4 protein-coding genes are annotated in these 3,292 nt (G+C 59.3%); 3 read left to right on the forward strand and 1 reads right to left on the reverse strand.

The genetic code is table 11. The features are described 5' to 3' along the window. Positions 1-108 precede the first annotated feature (108 nt). Positions 109-234 (reverse strand): hypothetical protein, encoded by a 126-nt coding sequence (locus BLS48_RS36660; protein ID WP_276315590.1) that lies wholly within the window; start codon positions 232-234, stop codon positions 109-111. Positions 235-829: 595 nt separating this feature from the next. Here BLS48_RS36660 and queC point away from each other — a divergent pair. From queC to queE, 3 genes are read left to right on the forward strand one after another with little or no spacing between them, the layout of a single operon-like run. Beyond that, positions 830-1,528 (forward strand): 7-cyano-7-deazaguanine synthase QueC, encoded by a 699-nt coding sequence (gene queC, locus BLS48_RS34215; protein WP_038654928.1) that lies wholly within the window; start codon positions 830-832, stop codon positions 1,526-1,528. Further along, entirely contained in the window at positions 1,528-1,884 is a 357-nt protein-coding gene (queD, locus tag BLS48_RS34220) for a 6-carboxytetrahydropterin synthase QueD (protein ID WP_038654931.1), read from the forward strand. Before queC ends, queD begins: the two co-directional genes overlap by 1 nt. Further along, positions 1,881-2,615, forward strand: a complete 735-nt coding sequence (gene queE / locus BLS48_RS34225) for a 7-carboxy-7-deazaguanine synthase QueE (protein ID WP_038654934.1) — start codon at positions 1,881-1,883, stop codon at positions 2,613-2,615. Before queD ends, queE begins: the two co-directional genes overlap by 4 nt. The last annotated feature ends 677 nt before the right edge of the window (positions 2,616-3,292 follow it).

Genomic DNA, 3,292 nt, shown 5'->3' on the forward strand with positions numbered 1-3,292 from the left:
CCACTCGACGCTGGGCTATCTGAGCCCCGTGGAGTTTGAGGAACAAGCTATGTTAGCTTAACCTGGTGTCCGAAAAACCGGCAGCAGGCCAATGTTCGCACATCTTCATCAGCCGTCGGTTAACTTTACGGTGCCCCTGGTGGCTATCTCCGCGACTTTTTCAGCGAAGCTCAGGGAGAGCGAGCGGACGCTTTCGACCGCCATCTGGAAAATCATCAAATCCAGTTCATTCATAAGGTAACTGCGCGCAACACTGGGGTGATTGCAATCGACGCACACCGGCTTTTTCACATATGTCGGTCACGACCGATCATTTAGGGTTTGCCGGCGGCCATTGACCGAAGACGTGCTCCGTTCGAACCGATCCTTAAGCGCAATGTGCGGGATCTACGCAACCCGAAGAGGCGGCCAACCAAGTTGCCGCGACAATTGATGTCGTGATCATTCCGGACATCTGCATTTCGGCGTATCCCATCTGGTAAGTCCGTTCTTTGCGGCAACGCCATTCTCGGGCCGTCTTGTACATGAAACCTCGCGGTGGCGTCCTCGAAACGCGTTGCCGCCGGGCCCTTGATCGAAGCGTCGCGAACTTTGTTTTCCGAAGATTCGGTCCTCCTTCAGAGCCTATTCGACTCGCCTTTGAACATCCACTGAAGCGTGCCGTTTCGCTCGTCCGTGTTTATTGCAGGGGCATCGCCTCTGGGCGCTTTGTCGCGTCAGCACATCAAACTCGTCTCCATATTCACTTCACAACATGGATTTCCTGAAGTACGAGGAGCGCAGAGAAATCTCCGGTCGCAGCCTACCCGGTTAAAACAAGGACCCAATGATGAAGACTCTCGTCGTCTGCTCCGGCGGATTGGACTCGGTTACTCTTGCTCACAAGGTGGCAGCCCAGCACGAGCTCGCCGGCCTTCTGTCTTTCGATTATGGCCAACGGCACCGGAAGGAATTGAGCTTTGCCGCCCTTTGCGCTGAGCGTCTGAACGTCCCTCATCGCATCATCGACATCCGCGAAATCGGTCGCGGCCTTTCCGGCTCCGCGCTGATAGACGGTGTGGATGTGCCGGACGGGCACTACGCCGAAGACACGATGAAGGCGACGGTGGTGCCGAACCGGAACGCCATCATGTTGGCCACCGCCTTCGGGCTTGCCGCCGCGCACAAGGTCGAAGCGGTGGCGACTGCCGTGCATGGTGGGGATCATTTCATTTATCCCGACTGCCGTCCGGCCTTCATCGACTCTTTCCAGATGATGCAAGACCGTGCGCTCGACGGCTACGCGAAGATTCGCGTCTACGCGCCCTATGTGAATCTTACGAAGGCGGACATTGTGAGGGATGGTGCAACATACGGAACGCCATTTGCGCAGACCTGGTCCTGCTACAAGGGCGCCGAGCGTCACTGCGGCAGGTGCGGCACCTGCGTCGAGCGGCGCGAGGCATTTCATCTTTCTGGGCACCCGGACCCCACCGACTACGAGGACTCCGACTTCTGGCTCGACGCGCTGCGAAGGAGGACCGCGTAATGTTCCGCATCACCAAGGAATTCCACTTCTCGGCCTCGCATCAGCTCACCTCGTTGCCGCCCGATCACCAATGCGCGCGCCTGCACGGGCACAACTACATCGTCGAAGTGGAGCTTTCGGCGAAGGAACTGAACGACGACGGCTTCGTGCGCGACTATCACGATCTGGCGCCATTCAAACGCTATATCGACGAGGGCTTCGACCACCGACATCTCAACGACGTGCTGGGACATGAGCAAGTCACCGCGGAATGCCTTGCCAGACATTTTTATCTATGGTGCAAGGCACGCCTGCCCGAAGCTTCGGCCGTGCGGGTGAGCGAAACGCCGAAAACCTGGGCGGAATACCGGCCATGACCGATACGCATACCGCAATCCGCGTGAGCGAGATTTTCGGGCCGACGATCCAGGGCGAGGGCGTGCTCATCGGTTTGCCGACGGTCTTCATCAGAACCGGCGGGTGTGACTATCGCTGTTCCTGGTGCGACAGTCTCCATGCGGTGGACAATCAATTCCGCAGCGAATGGGAGATGATGCCAATCAATGCGGTATGGCAAACCGTCGTGACCCTTTCCGGCGGTCGGCCAGTGATGGTGTCGCTGTCAGGCGGCAATCCGGCCATTCAGCCATTTCGTGCGCTCATCGAGCGAGGCCATCGTGAAGGTTACCGTTTTGCGCTGGAGACCCAAGGCTCGGTGGCCAGGGACTGGTTTGGCGACCTTGACGTGCTGGTCCTCAGCCCAAAGCCGCCTTCGAGCGAAATGATGACCGATTGGGCCGCTCTCGAGGCGTGCGTCGATGCAGCGCAGGAGAAGCCTCAAATCGTGCTCAAGCTCGTTGTTTTTGACGAGAGCGACTACGTCTACGCGAAAGGCGCCGCGGAGCGATTTCCGCGCCTTCCGGTCTACCTGCAACCGGGCAATCACACGCCGCCCGGTCCTGGCAACGAAGACGCGTCTGTCGATATGGACGGAATAATGAAACGCATGGAGTGGCTGGTTGAAAAGGTAACCGGCGACAGGTGGTTCGATGCACGCGTGCTGCCGCAGCTGCACGTTCTGCTGTGGGGCAACAAGAGGGCCGTCTAGCCTGCGTCTTTCGTTGCACTGGAACTGCGTCTGCGGAGCTTCGCTTGGGTGTCGACCCGTTGTTTCTTTGTGAAATCCGCACCCGGCGTCGAACTCCCAACCAGGCGCCGTTGATCCGGGGGGTGCGGATGCAGCACAGCGATCGCACCAGCAGAGCAACTTAAGGCCTATGTCACAACGCGGCCGGTCGACTCCCGCCATTTTGTAGAGCGCCAAACGATACGGGATCGCTGTGGCAATCGCTTGGCCGCCGCCAGGCTGCGTCTAACGGCCCCGGAGCGACTCTCCCATCTCCCACACTGGGCCCTTCTCTCGATAAGAGGCACGCGCCAGTGGCGTTTGCAGAAATCCGCACAAGCACGGCGTGAAGCCTCGCGCGCCGCCGCTATTTGGCACGGCACTTGCGGCCGACCTGGCAGCAGCGTTCGACCGGAGCGTCGCGACGGGAGAAACCTTGGAAGGGAGGAAGAGCCCGGCCCCTATCCGGTTGGGAGAGAAATGATGTTAGCTTCACCAATCCGCAGCGCGAGTCCCGCGCCTCGCAGGGCCTTCTATGCCAAGCCCTACGTGCAGGTGCTTGCCGCCGGCGTTGTTGCGTGGATCACCCGGCGACTGATATTGAGCGGTGGTTTTCAGTCTCCTGATCCGGATTTCGACGATGCCGCACAAGTTCAATG

Origin of the sequence: Mesorhizobium qingshengii (genome assembly GCF_900103325.1) — a bacterium.
In the GTDB taxonomy this organism is placed as follows: Bacteria; Pseudomonadota; Alphaproteobacteria; order Rhizobiales; family Rhizobiaceae; genus Mesorhizobium; species Mesorhizobium qingshengii.

Excerpts from the sequence above, each read along its gene's own strand:
- BLS48_RS36660 (WP_276315590.1), bottom strand. The coding sequence starts at position 234 with ATGAATGAACTGGATTTGATGATTTTCCAGATGGCGGTCGAAAGCGTC.
- queC (WP_038654928.1), top strand. The coding sequence starts at position 830 with ATGAAGACTCTCGTCGTCTGCTCCGGCGGATTGGACTCGGTTACTCTT.
- queD (WP_038654931.1), top strand. The coding sequence starts at position 1,528 with ATGTTCCGCATCACCAAGGAATTCCACTTCTCGGCCTCGCATCAGCTC.
- queE (WP_038654934.1), top strand. The coding sequence starts at position 1,881 with ATGACCGATACGCATACCGCAATCCGCGTGAGCGAGATTTTCGGGCCG.